Origin of the sequence: Aestuariibacter sp. A3R04 (assembly GCF_018860805.1) — a bacterium.
GTDB lineage: Bacteria > Pseudomonadota > Gammaproteobacteria > Enterobacterales > Alteromonadaceae > Alteromonas.
The window spans coordinates 415917-433979 of record NZ_JAHKQR010000003.1; the positions used below are offsets into that span (position 1 = coordinate 415917).

The 18063-nt window shown below is 47.7% G+C and carries 17 protein-coding genes; 11 read left to right on the plus strand and 6 right to left on the minus strand.

The annotated features are described in order from the left end of the window. Positions 1-198 precede the first annotated feature (198 nt). From KO518_RS06590 to KO518_RS06620, 7 genes are all read left to right on the plus strand, one after another. Positions 199-3144, plus strand: a complete 2946-nt coding sequence (locus KO518_RS06590) for a TonB-dependent receptor (protein ID WP_216025032.1) — start codon at positions 199-201, stop codon at positions 3142-3144. An 85-nt stretch (positions 3145-3229) separates the two neighbouring features. After that, positions 3230-4576: a sugar porter family MFS transporter gene (locus KO518_RS06595; RefSeq protein ID WP_216025033.1), complete on the plus strand. Its 1347-nt coding sequence runs from the start codon at positions 3230-3232 to the stop codon at positions 4574-4576. Between the two features lie 7 nt (positions 4577-4583). Continuing rightward, complete coding sequence (locus tag KO518_RS06600) at positions 4584-5366, plus strand: SDR family NAD(P)-dependent oxidoreductase (RefSeq protein WP_216025034.1); 783 nt, start codon at positions 4584-4586, stop codon at positions 5364-5366. Further along, on the plus strand, positions 5366-6601 hold the full coding sequence (locus KO518_RS06605; RefSeq protein WP_216025035.1) for a CaiB/BaiF CoA-transferase family protein: 1236 nt from the start codon (positions 5366-5368) through the stop codon (positions 6599-6601). The genes KO518_RS06600 and KO518_RS06605 overlap by 1 nt, the downstream gene beginning before the upstream one ends. Further along, positions 6598-7371 carry an enoyl-CoA hydratase/isomerase family protein gene (locus tag KO518_RS06610; RefSeq protein WP_216025036.1) on the plus strand — a complete coding sequence of 258 codons (774 nt, stop codon included), beginning with the start codon at positions 6598-6600 and terminating at the stop codon, positions 7369-7371. The genes KO518_RS06605 and KO518_RS06610 overlap by 4 nt, the downstream gene beginning before the upstream one ends. A 2-nt stretch (positions 7372-7373) precedes the next feature. Beyond that, a complete protein-coding gene (locus tag KO518_RS06615) occupies positions 7374-8507 on the plus strand; it encodes an ABC transporter substrate-binding protein (RefSeq protein WP_216025037.1) in 1134 nt (377 codons plus the stop codon). Further along, the gene (locus KO518_RS06620; protein ID WP_216025038.1) at positions 8504-9553 is read left to right on the plus strand and encodes a beta-propeller fold lactonase family protein; all 1050 of its coding nucleotides are present in this window, start codon (positions 8504-8506) and stop codon (positions 9551-9553) included. Before KO518_RS06615 ends, KO518_RS06620 begins: the two co-directional genes overlap by 4 nt. Before the next feature lie 61 nt (positions 9554-9614). Here KO518_RS06620 and KO518_RS06625 read toward each other — a convergent pair whose 3' ends face one another. Both KO518_RS06625 and KO518_RS06630 read right to left on the minus strand, forming a co-directional pair. Beyond that, a complete protein-coding gene (locus KO518_RS06625) occupies positions 9615-10802 on the minus strand; it encodes a histidinol-phosphate transaminase (RefSeq protein ID WP_252736004.1) in 1188 nt (395 codons plus the stop codon). A 307-nt stretch (positions 10803-11109) separates the two neighbouring features. Next, a complete protein-coding gene (locus tag KO518_RS06630; RefSeq protein ID WP_216025039.1) occupies positions 11110-12108 on the minus strand; it encodes an NADP-dependent oxidoreductase in 999 nt (332 codons plus the stop codon). 159 nt (positions 12109-12267) lie between these two features. On the opposite strand from KO518_RS06630, the gene KO518_RS06635 reads away from it, so the two are divergent. Then, entirely contained in the window at positions 12268-12897 is a 630-nt protein-coding gene (locus KO518_RS06635) for a glutathione S-transferase family protein (RefSeq protein ID WP_216025040.1), read from the plus strand. Between the two features lie 20 nt (positions 12898-12917). Here the strand turns inward: KO518_RS06635 and KO518_RS06640 are convergent, their stop codons facing one another. The 4 genes from KO518_RS06640 to KO518_RS06655 are packed head-to-tail and all read right to left on the minus strand — an operon-like array spanning position 12918 to position 15508. Then, on the minus strand, positions 12918-13355 hold the full coding sequence (locus KO518_RS06640) for a DUF4426 domain-containing protein (RefSeq protein ID WP_216025041.1): 438 nt from the start codon (positions 13353-13355) through the stop codon (positions 12918-12920). A 30-nt stretch (positions 13356-13385) separates the two neighbouring features. Then, the gene (locus KO518_RS06645; protein ID WP_216025042.1) at positions 13386-13931 is read right to left on the minus strand and encodes a YggT family protein; all 546 of its coding nucleotides are present in this window, start codon (positions 13929-13931) and stop codon (positions 13386-13388) included. Between the two features lie 19 nt (positions 13932-13950). After that, complete coding sequence (proC, locus tag KO518_RS06650; RefSeq protein WP_216025043.1) at positions 13951-14772, minus strand: pyrroline-5-carboxylate reductase; 822 nt, start codon at positions 14770-14772, stop codon at positions 13951-13953. Between the two features lie 43 nt (positions 14773-14815). Next, on the minus strand, positions 14816-15508 hold the full coding sequence (locus KO518_RS06655; protein WP_216025044.1) for a YggS family pyridoxal phosphate-dependent enzyme: 693 nt from the start codon (positions 15506-15508) through the stop codon (positions 14816-14818). A 27-nt stretch (positions 15509-15535) separates the two neighbouring features. Here KO518_RS06655 and KO518_RS06660 point away from each other — a divergent pair, with 27 nt between their 5' ends. Genes KO518_RS06660 through KO518_RS06670 form a run of 3 tightly spaced genes read left to right on the plus strand, consistent with a single transcriptional unit; the run spans position 15536 to position 18031 of the window. Next, a complete protein-coding gene (locus KO518_RS06660) occupies positions 15536-16573 on the plus strand; it encodes a type IV pilus twitching motility protein PilT (protein WP_216025045.1) in 1038 nt (345 codons plus the stop codon). Between the two features lie 33 nt (positions 16574-16606). After that, a complete protein-coding gene (locus KO518_RS06665; protein ID WP_252736043.1) occupies positions 16607-17698 on the plus strand; it encodes a PilT/PilU family type 4a pilus ATPase in 1092 nt (363 codons plus the stop codon). Positions 17699-17704: 6 nt separating this feature from the next. Next, a complete protein-coding gene (locus tag KO518_RS06670) occupies positions 17705-18031 on the plus strand; it encodes a DUF2007 domain-containing protein (RefSeq protein ID WP_216025047.1) in 327 nt (108 codons plus the stop codon). Positions 18032-18063: the final 32 nt, after the last annotated feature.

Consider the following 18063-nt stretch of genomic DNA (forward strand, 5'->3'; position numbering starts at 1 on the left):
ACTATTTGTGTGTTTTTGTGGTTATTCTGAGAATGAACTTAGTCAATTTAGATGTTAACTTTTCGTTGACATATGATATACGTTTAAATAAATTGTAATCGATTGCAGTAAGTTTTTTTGCCGGTCTATGCAACCGGTTGCAGTGCAAGCTAACTGTTTTAAAGCAACCTCACCGATGGGTACAACAGGAACAGAAAAATGAAAAAAGACAGTACAAGAAAAGCTGGGAAACTCTATGGGCTCCCCTTTAAAAGCGGCGTGTCATTGGCTGTGGCTTTTGCATTGAATCCGGCATTTGCGCAGGACGTCACGCAAGAGAATGAAAGCGATACAATGGAAGTTATTGAAATACGGGGAATTTTGGCTAGTCAGGCTGAAAACCTTGCCATAAAACGGTTATCAAACAGTATAGTAGATGCCATCACCTCGGAAGATATTGGTAAATTCCCCGATAAAAACGTAGCTGATTCACTGCAGCGTGTGCCTGGGGTCGTTATTACCCGGGATGGTGGCGAAGGTTCTGCCGTAAGTATTCGCGGATTAGGCGCCGGGCTGACACTTACGCAATTAAACGGAAACTACATTGCTTCTACACCAGGAGAACCTACCCGGCAATTTGATTTTAATTTACTGCCATCAACTATGATTCAACGTGTTGAAGTTGTTAAATCACCGGAGGCAAGGTATGACGAAGGGGGCGTAGGTGGAACCATACGCGCCTTCAGCAGAAAGCCATTCGATCTGGATGCGAATACGACTATGCTTTCTATTGAGGGCACGTACGCAGATGTCACGAAAGGCACAGATCCTCACTATTCAGCCTTGTATTCCTGGAAAGACGAGGATGAGACTTACGGCTTTTTGGTGGGTTACACCTATCAGAAAAGACAAAACAGAACCTTGTCTGGCCAAACTGAAACCTGGCGCTGGTGGAGAGATAACGATGAAAACGGAAATGCTCCTTTACCGGTAGATACCAACGGAAACGTGGTTGCGCAAGTTGCAGATGTGCCACTTTTTGGTGGAACTTCTCTTGCTGACGGTACGCGATACGGACAGGGATTTTGGGGGCCCCAAGTAGTAAAAGGCGTGGTTTTTGATGAAACGAGGAAGCGGGAAGGTGTGCAGGCCACAGTCCAGTGGCGACCAACCGAGAACCTTACTGTTGGCGCTAATTTTTTCGGTTTCACACTCGGCTTGGATTCGCTAACCAATTCGTTGGAGGTTCCTGAGTGGTCTCTTGGTTTTAACAATGGCAGGGGCATGGTTGAAGACGTCACTTTCGCCGGAGATGCCTCACAACCAGGCGCTATTCTTACCGGTGTTAACGTAGTTGAGGACGCTGGTGGGACTATAGGAAATACCATACACCCCTGGCTCCGGGCGAATTTTAATAAAGAAGAAACTACCTCAGATACCTTCGATATTTTTGCAGATTATGAGGGCGACTTTTATACGCTCAGATTTGTGGGCGGACGTACTAAAGCGAAAGGCGGCCCTGAAGAAAACTTCAATCTAGCATATTACGGCAGTAACTGGCCAGAGCAGGATCCGGCGCGGGTAGAAAATGCCAGTACGTTTACAACGTGGCAGTTCACCGGTGAAAGTCTGGCGTTTAATCTAGACTCCGATTTTCACAATAACCTCGCTAACGGTGTAGGTGGTGGTATCGATCCGGGCTCAACAAACTCCAGTTTTGTTCGAAGTGAACAGGAAGAAACCTTTCTTCAGTTAGATGCGGATATCGATGTCGATTGGGGCCCATTTCAAATGCTGCGTGTGGGTGTTAAACACAGAGATGCAGAAGTTCACAGAGAAACGGGAAATACTTTTTACCTGGTTAAAGGCAGCGACGGTTCCCAGCTTCAGCAACAAAGTTATGTAAATAATGGTGGGATCCCAGCCCTGGCGGACGTTTTGTTAGATCAGCCTATTGACAACATTACGGGCGGTTTTTCTACCAATATTTTTCCTGCTGTTGATATCAATAAATACAGAGATTATCTCAATAGCAATTATGAAAAATACACCCGAATCGAAGATGATTTTGTTTACGATGTGGGCGAAAAGTCACTTGCGTACTATGTCCAAGGCGATTTTCAATACAACGACTTCAGAGGTAATGTGGGTGTCAGAGTTGTTGAGACAGAACAATCTGGACAATCGACGGATACCTTCTTAACCCGGCTTGATCACACCGACGATGAGACCGGTGCTTACATAGAAAACATTGAAGGCGTGGGCTATACCCAAACACTGGAAACGGTACGCCAAACCAAAAAAACAACGGATGTGTTGCCGAGCCTGAATATTTCATGGGAGCCGATCCAAGATATCGTGTTCCGCGGTGCGGTAGCGAAAGTGATCTCTAGACCTGGCTATGGTCAGATTGGCAGCATGGAACGTCTGACGTTGGTTACGCAGGAATACTATGATGACAGAAAGGACTTTGGTGCAGAACTGGGTTGGTCTGGCTCTGGGGGTAACAAAAACCTAAAACCTTTTGAAGCCTGGCAGTATGATGCAGGTGTCGAGTGGTATTACGACGAGGCATCTGTTCTGGGGATATTCTATTTCGTCAAAGAAGTCGATAATTTCATCGTCAATGCCGTTATCCCCACTACCCGGAACATCGATGGGGAAATCGTTGATGTAGACCCTTATTCCACTGTTGCCAATGGGTCGGAAGCCTCCGTTAACGGGTTTGAAATTTTTGGTAATTACAATACGGATCTGGGTTTAGGTGTGGTGGCTAACCTTACCCTACTTGACTCCGAACAAACTGACGTTTCGCTGGATGGCCAGACGCTCGGAAAGTCAACGCTGCCTGGTACTGCTGATCAATCTTTCAATTTCTCTGTGTTTTACGAGCAGGACAACTACAGTGTAAGAGCGTCGTACAACTACACATCTGAGCAGGTGCAAGGTCTGAATTCAGGGTTGACGCTTTACACCGATGCTTACGATCAGGTTGATATTAACGCGTCTTACTCTATTACGGAGAACTTATCCGTGAACGCGTCTGTGGTAAATCTAACCAAGTCAGAACAATACGCCTATCTTGGTGAGGATACCAAAGACAGATTTGTAAGCAGTGTTTACTCAGGCCGCCGTTTTTACATGGGTATGAACTTAAGGTTCTAACAGAAGCTTCGGTTTTAGGCACCCTTACCGCCCCCGTTCTGGGGGCCGGTGATGAGGTGATACCCTTAATCCTTAAGGCAATTTCATGCAAAACAAAATTTTAAAGCTCGCACTGATCGCTTCTTTAGGCGGGTTTCTGTTTGGGTTCGATACGGCAGTGATTTCCGGCACAACTGATATGGTGAAACAACAATATCAGCTGGACGATTTTCAGGAAGGGTGGTTCGTTAGTTCTGGCTTAGTTGGGTGCGTGCTGGGCGTACTTATGGCGGGGATTGTTGGTGATTTATACGGACGGAAGCCCTCTTTGCTATTTAGCGCCGTGCTGTTCACTGTTTCCGCGTTGGGATGTGCCATGGCAGCTACTTTTTCCTGGCTGGTGATATTCCGAATTGTAGGTGGTGTAGGTGTCGGTGTAGCCTCTATGCTTTCCCCCATCTATATCTCTGAGATAGCGCCGCAAAAGATACGCGGCCGGTTGACGTCGCTTTATCAATTGGCCATCACTGTGGGAATTTTAAGTGCCTTTTTATCCAATGCCTTTGTCGGCGCCGAGTTGCAGGCATTTTCCGAGTCTGCGTTAACCCCCTTTGTCGATGATAAAGCGGATGAAGCATGGCGACTTATGTTTGCCGTAGAGGTCATTCCGGCGTTGGCTTTCATCGTTTTGTTGTTATTCATTCCCAGAAGTCCTCGTTGGTTATGGACGAAAGGAAGGACAAAACAGGCGGCTGAAATTGTCGAGCGGTTTGGGATTTCCGATTTCGACGCCGTTGTTAACGGCCCTGAACACACAAAAACGTCCCGCCCCGTTAGTGGCAAGATAAAGCTAGCGATCCTCGCAGGTGCTTTGCTGGCAATTTCCACGCAAACAAGTGGTATAAACGCCATCATGTACTACGGGAACAGTATTTTATCCAAGGGCGGGATGGATACCCAAAGCGCTTTTATTGGCCAGGTATTCGTTGGCTCTATCAATGTGCTTTTTACATTTATTGCCATTTTTACCATTGATATTATTGGTCGAAAAAGGCTCTTGTACATTGGCGTCACGGGAATAATTCTCTCTCTTACCCTTACCGGTATTATGTTTTACACCAATGCACATTCGTCACTTAAATTGACCTTTATTCTGACTTTTGTCGCTTGCTATGCGTTTTCTTATGGACCTGTTATCTGGGTTCTTCTTTCCGAATTATTTCCCACCAATATCAGAAGCAGGGCCATGTCAGTTGCTGTGTTGGCACTCTGGATTGCAAATACCCTGGTAGGGCAATTAATTCCATTTATGAGAAGTCATTTAGGCGAAGCCGGTATCTTTTGGATTTTTGCGCTTTGTTGTGTGCCGACTTACTTCATTGCAAATCGTTTTCTCCCGGAAACCAAAGGCATGTCGCTGGAAGAAATCGAAGAATACTGGTTACGAAAATAGGGTCACAATGTTGAATACACTCGTAGGAAAAGTGGCGGTTGTCACGGGCGCGGCAAACGGTATCGGTTTAGCTATAAGCCAAGGGTTTGCGGAGTGCGGCGCCACTGTTGTCATGACAGATATCGACAATGATAAATTACACCTGGAAAAGGACTTACTTCTTAGAGATTACGATTCTGTTGACGCGGTAACCTGTGACGTTGGTTGCAGCGATAGTGTCAAGCAAATGGCAAAACAGGTGCTAAGAGACCACTCACAAATAGATGTTTTAGTTAATAACGCTGCGGTGGCTATTCCAGGGAATATCGTCTCCATGAGCGAAGCCGATTGGTCATCGGTGATTAATACTAATCTGAGCAGCGTTTATCGCACCATTCAGGCTTTTCTCCCCTCCATGCTAACGCGCAAAAGTGGCAGCGTTATCAACATCTCATCAGTACAGGCCAGTCGATCATGGCGCAACTGGACAGCCTATGCGACAGCAAAGGGCGGCATTCGCTCAATGACTATTCAATTAGCCGGACAGTTTGGCGACATGAATGTGCGATTCAACACGATTACGCCCGGTGCCATTCTGACACCAATGAATGAAAACAGGGCAAAAGAGGAGGGGGAAGCATTTTTGGCGCAGAGTAAAAAAATGAGTCCGGCAAGCCGCTTGGGAAGAACGTCTGAAGTAGCATCTGCCGCTGTTTTTCTCGCTTCAGATGATGCTGCATTCGTCAATGGCGCAGACATAAAAGTTGATGGTGGACTGTCAACCGTCCCCAGATATGAGGAACACACGTGATGAGTAATAACAAACACACTCCGACTGCCGCACTGGACGGAATTCGGATTATCGATTTAACACAGTTGCTGCAGGGGCCGTATGCTACGCAGATGCTTGGTGATTTAGGGGCAGATGTGATCAAAGTTGAACGCTTTCGCAGCGGCGACCTTTATCGCAGTATGACCTTCTTTGACGAGTGGATTGAAGGTACTGAATCGCCTTGCTTTATGCCGTGGAATCGGAACAAGCGGTCTATTTCATTGAACTTAAAGTGCGATGATGGAAAGGCGGTGCTTCGCAAGCTCATTCAATCAGCTGATGTGATTGTTGAAAATTTTCGCCCAGGCGTAATGGCGCGCTTAGGGTTCAGCTATGAAGATGTACAAACTATCAAGCCGGATATAATTTACTGTTCGGCGTCAGGCTGGGGAACCAGCGGTCCTTACGTCTCCAGGCCGGGTCAGGACCTGTTGGTACAAGGGGTCAGCGGGGCGATGACGACATCTGGCAGAGCAAGTGACGGGCCTGTTGCTATTGGTACTGCACTTTGCGATCAGGTAAGTGCGCTCAATGCTGTATATGGGATCCTGGCTGCGTTGTTTCATCGCCAAAGAACCGGGCAAGGGCAGCTTGTGGAAGTCAACCTTCTCTCGTCTGCCATCGCCTTTCAAATGCAGGATTTTTTCACTATCCAAAATATGGGGCGACAGTTTGAACGCCCACAATCAGGTATTGCTCACCCGGGGAATGGTGCACCGTTTGGCACTTATAAAACCCTTGATGGGTATATTGTGATTGCGATGGGTGACTGGCATACACTGGTTGAAGCCTTAGAAGCGCCACATCTGGAAAAATATGCTGATTCGAAGATTTTATTTGAAAAAAGAGATGAAATTTTCTTTGAAATTGAGGAAATAACCAAAACCAAGGGCACCGAAGCGTGGATCGAACGCCTGCTTAGCTTTGATTTGTGGGTATCACGTGTGAATCAGCAGTGCGCTGTAGAGCATGACCCTCAGGTGATACACAATGAGACCTTTGTCGATGTTGAGCATCCCAAAGCCGGGCGCGTAAAAGTGACGAATGTACCGGTAAAACTGAGTAAAACACCAGGGAAAATCGATAAGCCAGCGCCTCTGTTGGGGCAACACGGGAAGGAAATTCTGTCTGAAGTCGGTTATCGGGAGGAGGAAATCGCTGCTCTGTTCAAAGGCGGTGTTGTCTATAGCCAGAACGAGGAAAACGCATTGTGAAATACCGTCATATTCAGTTGGAAACGGAAAATACCGTAGCATTCATCTCGTTTTCCCGTAGCGAACAGTTGAATGCGATGAATAGTGCCATGATGGACGAAATTATCCATGCGCTGAATGTTGTTAACGGGGCCCAGCACAGCGAAATCAAGGTGTGTGTAGTCACGGGGATTGGAAGAGCTTTTATGGCCGGGGCAGACATCAAGGAATATGCCGCTCAAACAGAACAGGAATTCAGTGCTTTTCAGGCGCAAGGTAAAGCACTCTACAGTGCAATTGAGAACAATACTAAGCCGGTCGTCGCGGCAGTGAATGGTTATGCGTTTGGTGGTGGGTTTGAAATAGCCTTGGCGTGCGACATGATAGTGGCATCTGAGTGGGCCAAGTTTGCTTTGCCTGAAATCAAACTTGCTTTAATTCCAGGCGGGGGCGGTACTCAGCGATTAGCAATGAAGCTGGGTCGCAATCTCGCAAACGAACTACTAATGACGGGAAAGGCGGTAGACGCAAATTGGTTGTGCGAACGGGGGCTGGTCAATACCGTTGTGCCTAAATCCGAAGATTTTATGGATCAAGTGAAAAGATTTGTCGCTCCGTTGCAAGAAGCAAATCCGGACTGCCTGACGGCAATCAAACAACTAACGCTGGCCGCTTCTGGCGACGTCAAGGGTTCTCAGTTAATGGCCGAACAGCGCTTGTTAGCACAATTTTACAATGGGCAGGAAAGCAAAAAACGCATCGCCGAGTTTGTCAACAAGGGGGCTAAGTAGTCATGACCGACATTCAGTTCGCAGGCAGTACCTGGGATCACAGTCGCGGTTACGACCCCCTCGTAGCCTGCTCACGTGAGTATGCTCAGAACGAAGGCGTAAAGATCAACTGGAGTAAGCGCTCACTTAAAGATTTTGGTGACGCATCGCTTACTTCATTGTCACGCAATTATGATTTGCTGGTTATCGATCATCCGCACATACCCCTGGCGGTATCAGAGAATTGTCTGTTGGCGTTAGATGAGCTGGTGCCTGCGTCAGAATTGGCGTCTATAGGGAAAACTATTGGTGAGCCAAGCTATTCCAGTTATCACTATCAGGGCAAACAGTGGGCTATGCCTGTAGACGCAGCTACGCAAATCGCCGTCTTACGGCCTGACTTGCACAAAAGGACTGCACCACAAACATGGCAAGAAGTTTTCGACATGAAGGGCGTTGGTATGGCACTGTGCCCCACAGATGCGATGTGTTCTTTCTTGTCGCTCGCTGCGCAAAGAGCTCAGGTAAAGCAAATGCATGATGGTTTGACATTTATTGATGAATCCGTGGGCGTGGATATTCTCGCTTTCTTGTTACGGTTAAAAAAAGTTTGCCATCCGGACGGGATTAACTGGAACCCCATAGACCTTCTCGATTATATGTCTGAAGAAAGTGACGTAGTGTATGCTCCGTTAATCTTTGGCTATAACAACTATTCACGGTCTGGTTTTAGTCGCCACGCACTGTCATTTCACGATGTCCCTATGCCAATAAATAAGCACCAGCACAGTTATTCAGCCATTTTAGGCGGCGCTGGCTTCGCTATTTCAGCTTATTGCAAGCACCCGGAGGCTGCTGCAAAATTTGCGTTATGGTTGTGCTCTGAACAACAGCAAAAAGGGCTGTATTTCGCCGAGAATGGGCAGCCTGCTCACATTCGGGCTTGGTCTGACGAAAATGTAAACACGGTGGCTGGCCATTTTTTCTCGAATACCGGGAAAACACTTGCCAACGCATGGGTTCGTCCAAAGTATCCTTGGTGGCCGTCATTTCAGCGCCATGTAGGCGATGTTGTCAACGAATTTTTAAGAAAACCGGGAGACGAACTCACCGTCATCCGGCACCTGAATCACGAATATGCGATGATGATAAAATGAAACACTGTGTACACGTCTTTTTGGGAAGTTACACATCGTATATCGATGACAACCTGATTGGTGAAGGGCACGGAGTATATTGTGCGAAGCTGAATTTAATTACCGGGCAACTGATACAGCACGACGATGTCATTATTCCCAATCCGAGCTTTCTTGCAAGGGGACAGAATCATCCAGTGATATACGCAATCAGCGAAGACAAGGAAAGTGCAGGGCCCCGGGTGAGCGCACTTACAAGGGGAAAGGGCGATGGCTATTCGGTGCTGTCGAGTCAGCGCATTCCTGGAGATTACGCCTGCCATCTGGCAGAGTTTGAAGGCGTATTGATTGTGGCATTGTACGGCACAGGTGCTTTGCTGGCTTATGAAATACTGGCTGGTGGCGCCATTGGCCCGTTGCGATGTGTCATCAGACACAGCGGGCACAGTGTTAACCCGCAGCGCCAGGGAAGCCCTCATCCACACCAAATTTATCCGTTGCAGACAAAGGGGATTTTCCTGGTGCCAGATCTGGGGCTCGACAAAGTCTGTGCATATTCGATTTCACAATGTCGGCTGATCCCACAACCTGGTTTGGATTTGAATTTGCCTGCAGGCAGTGGGCCAAGACACCTTGTGGATTTTGACGAGGGTAATCGGCTGCTGGTCTTAGGTGAATTGTCTGCTTGCGTCTATCAATATACTTGGAATGGCAGTCGTTATATTCTCTCGGGGCAATTGGAGCTGGAGCCTGATGTGACTTTACCTGACCACGGCGCATCCACAATAAAAAGGCACCCCTACAAACGGCTTTGCTACGCAGGAAGCCGAAGTGAAAATGCTATATATACGATGGCGCTAAACCAGGACGATCTAGTCTTAACGGATGTGCTCTACTGCGATGGCTGTAATCCCCGGGATTTTTCAATTTCACCAGACGGGCAGTGGTTGGTCGTTGGGCTCTTAGATTCTAACGAGGTGCATGCATACAAGCTGGCCGAAGACGGCAGTTTGGCGATGAAGCCCGTTGTGACCTCGTTTATCTCGCCGGCATGTGTCGTATTTTAGCGAGTCAATGGCATTTACTGAGGTCAGCGCACAGAAATCACTCCGCGCGCTGACAAATAAATTACGCCAATACTTCTTGTAAGGCGGCAACACAGGCATCAGTTTCTTCTGGCGTACCTACGCTTATTCGCGACCAAGAGTCAAAGCCGGGCCAGGTTCTGCCCACGACTTTGATTCCCTTTGCTTTCATTTTTTCAGCAAACGCATCGTGGGGCATACCCGTATCCACGTAAATGAAATTACCCTGCGGATTTTTGGCGTAAGGACGACCAAGGGCTTCAGCCGCAGCGGTGAGTTTATTGCGTTCGACTCTTATACGCTTCCGCATAGTCTCGAGGTTAGTGTGGTCGTCCATACTGGCCATACCGGCAACTAAAGCCAGGTAGTTCACTCCACCCATGCGCAGTTTTCTGCCCAATTGTTTGGCTTGATCTGCAGGCATGATGGCATAGCCTAAACGCTGGCCTGCCATGGCATGTATTTTGGAAAAAGTGCGACAAATAACCACGTTGTGGCCGTCAGCTACTAATTGTGATTGTACATTTGCCGGATAAGCGTCTGACATTTCTATGTAGGCTTCATCGATGAAAACCTGTGCTTTCTTTGACACCCGTTTGGCAAAAGCGGTGAGTTTCGCCGGATCTACTATTTTTCCTGTTGGGTTATTGGGGTTACATATGTACACGGCAGTTGTGTCGTCAGTTACTGCAGCTTCAATGGCGTCGAGATCAAAGCCCATTTCAGCGTCTAGAGGAACATAGGTAACATCAGCACCCATGAATTCGGCACCTCGGGGAATACCTTCGTAGGTTGCCATGGAAGTTACCAACTTATTGCCGTTTTCGGTTATCCACTCTGCATAGCCAAACAGAATAGGTGAGGAGCCGTTTGTTACGACAATTTGATCTGCCGATACTCCTTCTTGCCGGGCAATTTTTTGTTTTAACACGTCAACCGTGGCATCGGTATAGCGAGCAAGATTAAACAGTTCACCCTGCATTGCATCAACCGCTTTCTGTGAAGGTCCAAAGGCATTTTCGTTGGAAGAGAGCCGCACCAATCCATCGTTGACATTCGGGGTTGCTGATGGGAAATGTGCGGTTTTCATCCCGGCCGCCTGAAGCTCTTTAACGCCGCTTTCAAAACAGCCGGTGAGGGCCACAGCGCCTGCGCCTACGCTAACTGTTTTTAACCATTTGCGTCTTGAAATACCCGATGTGCTCATGCTTTCTGTTCGATTTGCTGCCATGATTTTTCTCTTCTCTTGAATGGTTGAGTGATGCTGTTTTTCTCTGTTTAATTCGACGGTGAGGTAATACCGTTGGTTTCGGTCACAGACAACGTCAATGCAACTGGCATTCCAAATAGATAATCTGGCGCGATGGGCTCGAAATAAGGGGATAATCTGCACCTCAGTTGCGACAAACGGCCAGTCAGCCCATAAAAACTGGTCGGAAGCCTGTATCTAAGGACAATAGAAATGCCTTGGTATGGTGCGTTGAACTATTTTGGGGACATATTTTGGAGACAAGCCCCGCCGGGCCTGCCGAACCAACCTACAATTTCAATATCATTTTTCCCGTGTTTTTTCCTTCGAAAAGCATGTTCAGCCCTTCACAGGCGTGGTCTAAGCCTTCAATGATATGCGCGCGATATTTGATTTTTCCCTGTTGAACATAAGGGGTGAGTTTTTCCAATAATTGCGGTATCTCGTTCCAGTGATCCGGCATGGCAAAACCTTGGATTGTGATACGTTTTTTGATCAGCGGTATCCAATTGGGTCCTGGAGAAGGTTTTTCAGCCTGATAATCGGCAATCATACCGCAGACAACAATGCGGCCGTGCTCATTCATACGGTTCACTATGTGGTGCTGGATAGGGCCACCGGTGTTTTCGAAAAATACATCAATGCGATCTGGGGTCAGGGATTTTAGCTTTTCTTTTAAATCGTCAGTTTTATAGTTGATAGCACCATCAAAACCGAGTTCATTTACTATCCACTCGGCTTTGTCGTCGCTGCCCACAACCCCGATGACACGCAGTCCATCTGCTTTTGCTAACTGACCAACAATCGAACCCACAGAACCCGCGGCCCCGGTAACGATGAGGGTTTCACCCTGTTTCGGTTTGCCAAAATTATACAGACCTGTGGTGGCTGTTAATCCGGGTAACGCAAACACGCACAGCGCCATTTCTTCGCTAATACCTGCCCGCAGTTTATTAAATCCTCTACCGTTACTGACTACATATTCACTCCAGCCCGTCATTCCCATCACTTTGTCGCCGACGGCAAAATCCCCATTTTTTGATTCGACGACTTCCCCAACGCCGCTGGAGCGCATGACATCACCTAATTCAACCGGTGGAATGTAGCTTTCTCTGTCGTCACTCATCCACCCCAACATGGCAGGATCCAAGGACATATGGGTTTGTTTGATGACTATCTCACCGTCTTTTGCCGATGGAATAGTTTTTTCCCGGGTTTCGAATAAATGCGGGCCAATTTTTCCGTCGTCAGGGCGTTTCACTAACGCAATTTCTTTATATGTGGACATATTGTCTCCTTATTGGTATTGCTGTACGAATGAGGTTGGGATGTTTTTATTTATTGCAACGGTTATACGGCTGAATGCGTGATATTGATGGCCGCAATGGACAAATTTATGGTCACCGGCCAATGTCTTTCCGCAGTAAACCGCAACAGGAGAAGAATTGTGTACACTCTATACGGATTCCCCCGTACACGCTCAGTGCGCGTTGCCTGGGCGTTGGAAGAACTCGGACTGCCCTACGAGTACCAACTGGTAAACTTGCGCACGGGAGAGCAAAAATCAGAAGCTTTCCTACAGCGAAACCCGGCTGGAAAGGTACCGGCACTAGCAGGCGAAATTGGCACAATGATGGAGTCTGCGGCCATTGTAACCTGGTTGCTAGACAAGCATGGCCAACAGGAGTTTATGCCCGTGCTAGGTTCGCCGGAAAGAATGCGTTACGAAGAGGCCATGATATTTTTAACCACAGAACTTGAACAACCTTTGTGGAATATGGCGAAGCACAAATTTGCGTTAGCGGAGGAATATCGCCTCGACGGGATGCAGCGGGTGGCAGAGTTTGAATTTGCCTCCGCTATGGCTACATTTTCAGCTATGCTCGGCGATAAATCCTATTTAACCGGCGCATTGTTTACCGGTGTGGACATCGTTGCAGGTCATATTCTCGCATGGGCCAAGGGCAGCAAAATGACCTGGCCCTATGACAATGTCACCACCTACGCAGAGCGTGTATTGGGAAGACCGGCCTACCAACGGGCATGGAAAAATGAAGTTGCTCATCTTCCGGCGTAAGTGGGTTAAGCGCGAGCGGCTTAATCGACAAACATTTCTTGCTGAAACTTGAGTGTTTGGGTTTGGTTGCCCTGCTGAATGTCAATAGAAAAGCGAAATGTTTCCCTGTCATTAAACGACACAGGTGCAATGTAATAAATAGCATCCTGCTCTGTGATGCGCTTAAAGGCGAGGGGCCTGGTGGTACCTAAGAGGTTTCGCGCAGTACCGGAAACGGCGGTACTGAGCGGTTTTTTTGTCTGACTATCGAGCACAGAAATATTCACAATGGCATTGTACTTACTGCGTATAATGCCATAGCGCTTAGCAATTTCGGGAGTGAAAAACGTAGTGTTAACCACAATGTAATGCACATCCCATTTACCCAGCTTTTCCATCTGTTCTGCTGATGCATGACTGTTGAGTAACACGAGTAGGCAGCCCATTAACCAGGTGATATAACTCGGGCGATACGTCATGGTTTTTCTCCAACACTAAATAAAAAAGGCTCAGTAAATCCCGAAAGTGTTTTGCAGCAGTATCTGAATAAACTGCAATGCAATAATGGCGATGAGCACTGACAAATCGAGCCCGCCGATCGGGGGGATCACTTTTCTGATGGGCGCGAGAAAGGGTTCGGTGAGTTGATAAAGCACATATTCAATGGGATTTTGTCCCTGTGAGACCCAACTGAGTATGGCGCGAATGATCAACATCCAGAACATTAGCGACAAAGCTTGCTTGAGAACGGTAATTAGCGCCAGAATGATGATGGCCACCGGGTTTATCATACCTGAACCAAAGAGTAAGGTGAGGGCCACAAACTTTAATGCAGCAACAGCTATTGCCAGAACAAGAGTGGCTGTATCGAAGTTGCCTATAGAGGGAATGACCCGACGCAGCGGACCGACAATGGGGTGCGTGGCTTTGACGATAAACTGACTGGCAGGATTGTAGAAATCCGCTTTTACCAATTGTAACCACAATCGTAAAATCACTACCATCAGATATAAATCGAAGAGGGTATTGACTAAAAATACCGATGCGTCGTTCATGTAACGTTTCCTGTATAAATTAAAACTGTGTGGCCATTTCTTCAGCCCTAGCGACGGCAGCGCGCATGGCTTTGCTGACGGTTTCCTGCAGGCCTTCTTCTATCAGGGTATTTACAGCTGCCGCTGTTGTACCACCTTTAGATGTAACGTGGGATCTCAATTGACTTAATTCAATCTCTGGATTGTGACAAACCATTTCTGCTGCGCCTAACATGGCTTGTTGCACCATTAATCGGGCTACGGATTTGTCAAAGCCCATACTAACGGCTTCTTCTTCCATCGCCTGCAAAAACAGGAAAAAGTAAGCCGGACTGCTGCCGGCTGCGGCAATGACACCATTAATGCCGTCTTCACGGTCAACCCACACGGTTTCACCTACTGCCCCCATAACGCTGTCGGCATAATCTTTATCGTCGCGGTCAACGGTATCATCGGCATATAATCCCGACATCCCCTTGCCGATCAGGCTCGGTGTATTAGGCATAATGCGAATTATCGGGTATTCGCCTCCGAGCATTGTCTGCAAGCGGGCAACGGGTAAGCCTGCGGCGATGGACAAAAACAACTTGCCTTCAAGATCGTTGTTAGCTGTCAACGCGCCCAGCATGTCTGCCATAATTTGTGGCTTAACTGCCAGTACAATGGCTTCAGCAAACTGACACGCTTCGTCGTTTGATTGGGTTACCTGAATACCAAATTCTTCGCTTAGTGCCTCCAGCTTTGGCATGGACGGGTTACTGGCGAGAATGCGTGTTTTGTCGTAACCCGATTGAATTAGCCCGCTGATAATACTGCGAGTCATGTTACCTGCGCCAATAAAAGCTAGTTTTTTCTGTTGCATGAAAACCCTTTAGATTCAGTGGAAAAAATATCCGAAAAATGAGTTAGCCATTGTTTCGACTGCCGAAAATGGCCGTACCTATTCTGACCATGGTGGAACCATGGGCGATGGCGGCTTCGAGATCGCCACTCATTCCTACGGACAGGGTATCAAAATCGCTCAGCTTTGTGTGATATTGGGTAAATAATTCTGCCAGTTTACCCAGCGTTGTTGCTTGTTTAACGGTATCAGTTGTGGCTTCGGGGATCGCCATTAATCCGCGTAGACGCAAGTTTGGCATGGCGGCTATCGTTTCAATTAACGCGGGGAGTTCCTGCTCGCCGATGCCCGATTTGCTACTTTCGCCATCTATATTCAGTTGAATACATACATTCAGTGCTGACATGGTGGCCGGACGCTGGTCGTTGAGGCGGCGGGCAGTCTTTTCCCGGTCTACTGATTGGACCCAGTGAAAATGTTCGGCCACGATACGGGTCTTATTTGACTGAATGGGACCAATCATATGCCACTCAATGTCTTTGAGATGGGTGAGGGCTTGGATCTTTTCTACTCCCTCCTGCACATAGTTTTCACCAAATAAACGTTGTCCTGCTTCATACGCTTGGGTGATATCAGATACCGGTTTTGTTTTACTCACCGCTAGCAATTGAACGGATTTTGGTGGACGATGCGCATTGGCAGTGGCGCGTTCCATTCGCAAGTGTGCGGATTTCAGTCGTTCTGCTATTGTTTGCATTAGTCACCTGTGTTTGGAGAAGTGGTTGTGGATATTACCGAACTTTTGGCATTTAGTGTTAAAAATAAAGCCTCAGATTTGCACTTATCGGCAGGACTGCCGCCTATTATTCGCGTTGACGGTGAAATGCGCCGCCTCAACGTCGCAGAGCTGGATCACAAACAGGTGCATGCGCTGATATATGAAATAATGAATGACAAACAGCGCAAGGAATACGAAGAAAATCTTGAGGTGGATTTTTCTTTTGAAGTTAAAGATTTGTCGCGTTTCAGGGTGAATGCATTTGTGCAGAATCGCGGTGCCGCTGCCGTGCTCAGGACTATTCCAAGTAAAGTCTTGTCGTTGGAAGATCTAGGAGCGCCCGAGATATTTCGCAGTATCATAGACCAGCCCACGGGACTGGTATTGGTAACGGGGGCAACCGGTTCAGGTAAGAGTACCACGCTTGCAGCGATGATAGACCACATAAACAATACCAAGCGCGACCATATTCTCACTATCGAGGACCCCATTGAGTTTGTCCACGACAACAAACTAAGTGTACTCAATCAACGGGAAGTACACCGGGACACCCACAGTTTTTCCAACGCCTTACGTTCAGCGTTGCGGGAAGACCCTGATGTGGTTCTTGTAGGTGAGCTGCGCGACCTTGAGACCATTCGTTTGGCAATGACGGCGGCGGAAACCGGGCACCTGGTGTTTGGCACCTTGCACACCAACTCTGCACCTAAAACCATCGACAGGATCATCGACGTGTTTCCCGCAGAAGAAAAAGCCATGATACGATCAATGTTATCGGAATCCCTTCGCGCGGTTATTTCGCAAACCTTATTGAAGAAGATCGGGGGAGGCCGGGTGGCTGCTCACGAAATAATGGTGGGCATTCCTGCCATTAGAAACCTGATCCGCGAAGATAAAGTTCCGCAGATGTACTCAGTAATACAGACTGGTCAGGCCCATGGTATGCAAACCATGGAACAGGCATTACAAAAAATGGTCGCCCTTGGCGTGATAAGCCAGCAAGACGCGGCCGCAAAATCCATTGATAAAAACAAACACATGTAGGAGCGCTGCGTGAAACTGCAGTCTTACTTTGAAATGGCCACTGAGCGTGGCGCGTCAGATATTTTTATCACCGTAGGTTTTCCGGTGAGTGCAAAAATAGATGGTCAGCTAACGCCGTTAGGCGATGAACCGCTCTCGCGATTTCAGGCCAAAGAACTGGTTCAAAGCGTTATGGAAGAGCGCTATATTCGCGAGCTGAATGAACTCAAAGAGAGTAATTTTGCCGTTGGTATTACTAATGTCGGCCGCTTTCGCTGCAGTGCATTTTGGCAACGTGACTCCATTGGAATGGTGGCCAGAAGAATTGTAACCGAAATTCCTAAAGTCGATGAACTGGGTTTGCCCGGTGTGCTCAAAGATATCATCATGAGTAAGCGGGGCTTGGTGCTTATGGTTGGTGCAACAGGGACGGGGAAATCTACTTCTCTGGCTGCCTTGATTGACCACCGCAACCACAGTAGTCGAGGCCATATTTTAACCATTGAAGATCCCATCGAGTTTATTCACAAACACGGTCAGTGTGTGGTAACTCAACGTGAAGTGGGTATTGATACAATGAGCTTTGACGATGCCCTTAAAAGCTCCTTGCGTCAGGCCCCTGACGTTATTTTGCTGGGCGAGATCCGCTCAATGGAGACTATGGAATACGCCATGTCGTTTGCCGATACCGGGCACCTTTGTGTCGCGACACTGCACGCGAACAACGCCAACCAGGCCATCGAGCGCATCATGCATTTGGCGCCTAAAGAAATGCACAATAAACTCTTGTTCGATTTAAGCTTGAACTTGCGTGCTATTGTGGCTCAGCAATTGGTTCCCAAAAAAGATGGCAAGGGAAGGGTTGCTGCTATTGAAGTGTTGCTGAATTCACCTTTTGTGGCAGAGCTCATTCAGAGCAATCGCACCGGTGAGCTCAAAGATGCGATGAAAAAAGGCAAAGAGTTAGGCATGCAAACCTTTGACATGGCATTGTACGAGTTATACCGGCAAGATCGCATTAGCTATGATCAGGCTATTCATCATGCCGATTCTCCCAACGATTTGCGATTAATGATAAAACTCGAGGCCAGCGAAGGTTCTGAACTCGGGTCGTTGTCGGGTGTATCCATCGACATGGATGACTAAAAAGCCATGCGCAAACTTTTTTCTCACGACGACCGGTTTCTGTTTCAGCAGTTGCGGACGGAACTGGATGCCGTGTGTATCCCTTATTTGGTAAAAAACGAGTATGCGGGTGGTGCCATGGGCGAATTGCCGTGGCAGGAGACGCAGCTAGAGCTTTGGCTCATGGATGAGCAATGGTACGAAAAAGCGAAAGCTATTGTTAACGACCTTGTGACTAAACGCAGCGACAAGTTTGCGTGGCAATGTGGTGAATGTGGGGAAGTAATCGAAGGGCATTTTCCATTGTGCTGGAACTGTCAGACTTCCCAGGAAGCAACTGACAGTGGCAATTGACACAAGAGTATCCGCAGGGGATTGCCTTAGTT

Excerpts from the sequence above, each read along its gene's own strand:
- KO518_RS06625 (WP_252736004.1), bottom strand. The coding sequence starts at position 10,802 with ATGGCAGCAAATCGAACAGAAAGCATGAGCACATCGGGTATTTCAAGA.
- KO518_RS06615 (WP_216025037.1), top strand. The coding sequence starts at position 7,374 with ATGACCGACATTCAGTTCGCAGGCAGTACCTGGGATCACAGTCGCGGT.
- KO518_RS06665 (WP_252736043.1), top strand. The coding sequence starts at position 16,607 with ATGGCCACTGAGCGTGGCGCGTCAGATATTTTTATCACCGTAGGTTTT.
- KO518_RS06670 (WP_216025047.1), top strand. The coding sequence starts at position 17,705 with ATGCGCAAACTTTTTTCTCACGACGACCGGTTTCTGTTTCAGCAGTTG.
- proC (WP_216025043.1), bottom strand. The coding sequence starts at position 14,772 with ATGCAACAGAAAAAACTAGCTTTTATTGGCGCAGGTAACATGACTCGC.
- KO518_RS06645 (WP_216025042.1), bottom strand. The coding sequence starts at position 13,931 with ATGAACGACGCATCGGTATTTTTAGTCAATACCCTCTTCGATTTATAT.
- KO518_RS06600 (WP_216025034.1), top strand. The coding sequence starts at position 4,584 with ATGTTGAATACACTCGTAGGAAAAGTGGCGGTTGTCACGGGCGCGGCA.
- KO518_RS06605 (WP_216025035.1), top strand. The coding sequence starts at position 5,366 with ATGAGTAATAACAAACACACTCCGACTGCCGCACTGGACGGAATTCGG.
- KO518_RS06640 (WP_216025041.1), bottom strand. The coding sequence starts at position 13,355 with ATGACGTATCGCCCGAGTTATATCACCTGGTTAATGGGCTGCCTACTC.
- KO518_RS06630 (WP_216025039.1), bottom strand. The coding sequence starts at position 12,108 with ATGTCCACATATAAAGAAATTGCGTTAGTGAAACGCCCTGACGACGGA.
- KO518_RS06655 (WP_216025044.1), bottom strand. The coding sequence starts at position 15,508 with ATGCAAACAATAGCAGAACGACTGAAATCCGCACACTTGCGAATGGAA.
- KO518_RS06595 (WP_216025033.1), top strand. The coding sequence starts at position 3,230 with ATGCAAAACAAAATTTTAAAGCTCGCACTGATCGCTTCTTTAGGCGGG.
- KO518_RS06620 (WP_216025038.1), top strand. The coding sequence starts at position 8,504 with ATGAAACACTGTGTACACGTCTTTTTGGGAAGTTACACATCGTATATC.
- KO518_RS06590 (WP_216025032.1), top strand. The coding sequence starts at position 199 with ATGAAAAAAGACAGTACAAGAAAAGCTGGGAAACTCTATGGGCTCCCC.